The organism is Helicobacter sp. T3_23-1056 (assembly GCF_053654535.1).
On sequence record NZ_JBSIUU010000054.1, the window covers coordinates 1 to 4595 of the forward strand.

8 protein-coding genes are annotated in these 4595 nt (G+C 33.2%); all 8 read right to left on the reverse strand.

The genetic code is table 11. The annotated features are described in order from the left end of the window. Positions 1–70: 70 nt before the first annotated feature. Positions 71–847 carry a T6SS effector amidase Tae4 family protein gene (locus tag ACWIUO_RS13350; RefSeq protein WP_454178380.1) on the reverse strand — a complete coding sequence of 259 codons (777 nt, stop codon included), beginning with the start codon at positions 845–847 and terminating at the stop codon, positions 71–73. After that, positions 847–1518: a hypothetical protein gene (locus ACWIUO_RS13355; protein ID WP_454178381.1), complete on the reverse strand. Its 672-nt coding sequence runs from the start codon at positions 1516–1518 to the stop codon at positions 847–849. Before ACWIUO_RS13355 ends, ACWIUO_RS13350 begins: the two co-directional genes overlap by 1 nt. 73 nt (positions 1519–1591) lie before the next feature. Beyond that, positions 1592–1846 carry a hypothetical protein gene (locus tag ACWIUO_RS13360; protein ID WP_454178382.1) on the reverse strand — a complete coding sequence of 85 codons (255 nt, stop codon included), beginning with the start codon at positions 1844–1846 and terminating at the stop codon, positions 1592–1594. 11 nt (positions 1847–1857) lie between these two features. Further along, positions 1858–2112 (reverse strand): hypothetical protein, encoded by a 255-nt coding sequence (locus tag ACWIUO_RS13365; RefSeq protein WP_454178383.1) that lies wholly within the window; start codon positions 2110–2112, stop codon positions 1858–1860. Between the two features lie 9 nt (positions 2113–2121). After that, positions 2122–2295, reverse strand: a complete 174-nt coding sequence (locus tag ACWIUO_RS13370; RefSeq protein WP_454178384.1) for a T6SS effector amidase Tae4 family protein — start codon at positions 2293–2295, stop codon at positions 2122–2124. A gap of 67 nt (positions 2296–2362) precedes the next feature. Then, on the reverse strand, positions 2363–2854 hold the full coding sequence (locus tag ACWIUO_RS13375) for a hypothetical protein (protein ID WP_454178385.1): 492 nt from the start codon (positions 2852–2854) through the stop codon (positions 2363–2365). Between the two features lie 328 nt (positions 2855–3182). Continuing rightward, entirely contained in the window at positions 3183–3668 is a 486-nt protein-coding gene (locus ACWIUO_RS13380; RefSeq protein WP_454178386.1) for a hypothetical protein, read from the reverse strand. Between the two features lie 12 nt (positions 3669–3680). After that, complete coding sequence (locus ACWIUO_RS13385; protein WP_454178387.1) at positions 3681–4373, reverse strand: hypothetical protein; 693 nt, start codon at positions 4371–4373, stop codon at positions 3681–3683. Between the last annotated feature and the right edge of the window lie 222 nt (positions 4374–4595).

Here is a 4595-nt window from a genome sequence, read left to right on the forward strand (position 1 = left end):
GCTCATATCCCACTAAATACACACACAAAACAAACGCTAATAATACAATCTTTTTCATACTTTGATTCCTTTATATTAGTTCCCAAAAGAACAATTCTTTTGCTAAAAATTCTACGCCATCATCTATGCCACCTAGATAGTTTATGTTTCTATCATTTTGCACATCGACAAACTCATTTGTATCCCATAGTGTTGAATGCCAAAAACTTTTAAGATATTTTTTATCACGGAATCTCCCTCCACCAATGGTTACCAAACCTTTAGACTTTAAATCTTTTAATTTTTGTAAAAGTGTTTTATTGCGAGATAATAGGACATCATACGATTTTATTTCATACAAACTTTCTTTAAATTCTGGTTGCCTCCATTCTTGTAACAAAAATTCTCTCATATTAATTACTCCTAATATATAAAGTGTTTCCTTTTGTTCTATTGTAGTGCCACCAACAGAGCTAAAATCCCTTTTTTTGATTGTGTTATGTAATGGCATTCCGCCAAAATTTAGAGCATAACTTATTTGTAAAGCGCAAGTATTTCTATATTGTTCCCTGTTGCCTTCAAAATATCTTAAAGCTTCACCTTCTGCCTTCTCATATCTCACTTGTGATATTTTTGTTTTTTCTGCAATTTCGTGTGCTTTTTGTATCGCCATCCATTCTTGTTCTCCCTTTTTTATGAGTTTATTTTTTTCATCATTAAAAATAATTTTATAGACTTTGTTAGCATCATTTTCATCTATTTTGTTTATCTCATCATACGCCTTTTTAACTTTATCCCAATTAGGTCTATTGCATTTTATGTCTGCGTTTTTTGTGCCACAAGTTGCCCTCCATTCTACTGCTGCCATTATCTACCCTTAACTACATTTTTAATTACTGCTTCATTGTTTTGTATCTTACCACAAACAACAAACTTTTGATTATCGCTAGATTCTAGCGTAACTTCCACTTCTTCCCCATTCTCATATCCACTCGTAACGATATGCAAATTCATATCATTGCTATGTCTTGAATCATAATCCTCTAATCTTACCATTTCTTCCCCATAGCTAAAATACATTTCTAATATTTCTTTTTGGGATTGTGAATTGCTAGAATCTGCATTTGATTTTGAGTTAGATTCTGTATTAGATTCGTTTGATTTTGCGCTAGATTTGCTTGTAGATTCCGCGTCCTCATTACCATTTTGTGCGTTATCAAAATCTGCTATGTCCTCATCTAGCTCAAATATATCCTTTGCCTTTGGTTTGCCTTGCAGGATTAGTGGTGAGCCTTTGTCGGTTAGGACTTGTGAGATGGCTTGTGCTAGGACTATTTTTTGATTGTCAATTTCTAGCAATGTGGAGCAAATCGAATTTGGGATATTCGCTAATTTCGTGCAAGGACTAGGCACGCCCGCGATATTATTTGTGCAACCCACGATGGAGACATTTGCTAAATCTTGCAAACTTATCATTCCTGCGTCATTGCCACTAGAATCTTGCACACACATTAAATCTTTTGTGCTTGATTGAAGCACTACTTTGCCTTTATGAGCACATTCTATATTGTCAGATTCTAGCAGGGGGATTTAGCTTTGGCATTTAGATTCCTTACTCACATTCTTTGCAGTATTTTTTCACAATGCGTTCTATTTCGGCGTTGTATTCTTTTGATTCATAAAGTTTTAAGCATTTCCACCATAGTGAAGTTTCCCCTAATGTTGAAGCATATACATACACCTGAATTTCATCTAAAATTTTTTTATCTAACTTTGAAAAATTCAATGCTTTAAGTTCATTCTGAACGCTAGAACCTTCACGAATATATATAGCACTTGCAGATAAGCACAATGTATGTCCCCACATTTTATATAGCTCTATGGCATTTTCTTTAAGGCTAAGTCATTGATCATAGCTTCTTTATAGCTACCTCTTAGAGGATAAAGAGGCAAATTTGGTAATCGCTTTTTATTTTCATCTTTTTCTTCCCATTCAAGAACTTCTATTAAATTTTTCTTTTTCTTATGAGGAATAACTTCTCTTAAAATTATATTATGGGATTGTGGTGGTAATGAAAAAACTATATTACAAGCCACCAAACAAATTAGTAAAATTTTTATTGAATGTTGCATTTGATTTTCCTATGATAATTGCCAAAAATAAAAAGTTTCAATAAAAACATTTCCATCTAGCCAATTTGTATTATCAGCAAAATTATCACCATTCCACAAAGTAGTATGTCCTACAGCACTGCTAAATCCTTTAATTCTCATAAAAACAATGCCATTTTTGCTACATTTACTAAAATTTTTCATTATAAAACCTTTTTAAAGAATTGCTAGTTTATTTTATGTTTACATATATCATTTTGCGCTTTCAAACTTAGTTATTTGTATGTTTCATTTTTTTATTTTTACGATAAATTTTACCCTGTTTAAAAAGAACATAGCCAAGTTCAGATTCTTTATAATGATAAATTTCAATGTCATCTATATCTATCTTAAAAACAGGGATTCCACACCAATCCACCTCGCCACGATATATAATTATTTTGTCTTTTCTTTTATCGCGCTCAAATATTCGTAGCTTCCCACCATCGCACGCATTCCCCATAGGCATATCTTGAAATATCCACACTTCTCTAAAATCATTAAATGTTGCATAAAGTGCGAGTTTTGGGACATATTCAAACTCACAATCCCTTTGATAAACTGTATTCTCATCAATGATAATACTACATTTATCACTCTTAGCATCTGCGATGAAAGACATATAATTCGCTTTAAGTCTGCTTTGGATATTTTGCGAAAATTCATCTGCACTCAATAACACCACGCTAAATGCAATACATAGAGTTAAAATACACCTTTCCATTTTTATCCTTTATATTGTTCTAATCCTTTTTTAAGACTTCCTCTTATCACTAATCCTGCTTCGGTTTTTGTCAAAATCTATACTGCTCATTTATGTGTTACCTTAATATTATTTGCATTTTCCACTTTTATAACACTCTTTCTAATAACTCGTCATTTATCGACTCTAGCGGGATTAGATTCGCCATTTCAGCGTCATCGCGTGGTTGGCGGTAATAAATGAGAGTTTTGTCTATATGATTTCTCGTGCGCTCAAATTCCTCATCTGTGCTTTCCCTGCTAACTATACGCTCACCATATTGATAGAGATAAAATCTCTCACTACGAAGCTAAAAAGTCAAATACAAAATCCTATCCACAAATTCATATCTATCATCATTATGTATTTCCAAAGTAAAAAAATTATTTTTATGCACCAACACATAATGCGTAAAATATGCGTTTATGCAAAAGCTATGTGGATTTTCTATGTTTTTATATCCTACGATACGCACATTGGCAGAAGCGGTTCGAGTGCCTAGATATTCGTGATTAAGAATATCCACAAAAAAGTATTTTTCTTTGTCAAATATTGTAGGTGAGTAAAATCCTATAAAGGTATTTTGCGCTTCGTGTGGGAAAGATTTTAGTTTTTGCTTGGCTAACTCTATGATTTTGGGCATATCGTTTTTAAGATTCTCATCAAGTGGCTTTTTAGAATAGTTGATAAAATCCTTAAAAGGATAGCGAAAATACCCTAATTTTTCTATTGCATCGGCATATAATAAAGTGCATATCAACGCTAGGCTAACTAAAATCTTTGAAAATGTTTGCATTTTTCACTGCCTTTATTTTTTAGATTCGCGTAAATCGTTATGCGAATCGCCCACAAACGCGCCGTTTTTATCGATCAAGCCGTCATTATAAAGTGCTCCAAATAATCTCATTGCAAAAAAGTATTCGTTTTCATATTGTGGTGGCGTGTATTTGTCTAAAAAGAAGCGTTTGTATTCAGTGGTATGTTTTGAAAATATTGTCGCAAAAATATTAGGATTATTTTTTATAATATAGGCATTCAAATCGCGTAAAGCTAACCAATAATTAGCGACTATACTATCAACTACACACAAATCCATAGCCCCTCTACTTGGCATATCAGCGCAAGATTCATAAGAGTTGCTCTCTTTATTTGATTTTACAAGTTTTCTAGCTATCGCCTTGAGTTTTATTTTTTCATTTGTCGCAATATTGCGCAAAATAAGCACATACAGGCTGTTAAATAAATTATCATAAAACGGCAAAACCGCATAAACGCTTACGCTATCAACTTCGGCAGAATCGCATATTATGCCCTCAACCTCACTTAACTTCCCGCGACAATCAAAGCTGGGCTGAACGCAGTTTTTACCATCGCAACGCCCATCTAAAAGGCTTTGCCCAATTTTATATATCTCATCATCAAACCCTTTTACGCTTATAATATTAGACTCCCCAAATAATGCAGAAATAACAAGAGTTAAAAACAAAAATGCAAATTTCATTGTTTTATTACCTTAATATTTTTTAGATTCGCGTGAATCTTATCTAAAATCGCTTAATTCTCGTGGGTTTGGATTGAGATTCTAACTTTAAATCACTCACCACATTCAAACCCCACTTGTGAGCTGTGAATCACATCATAGATTGCTTTGCTTGTATCTTTTGCATTTGGTGGGATATAGGTGGCGTTATACCATTTGGGATTGGCAAAATCCTTGCGGCAA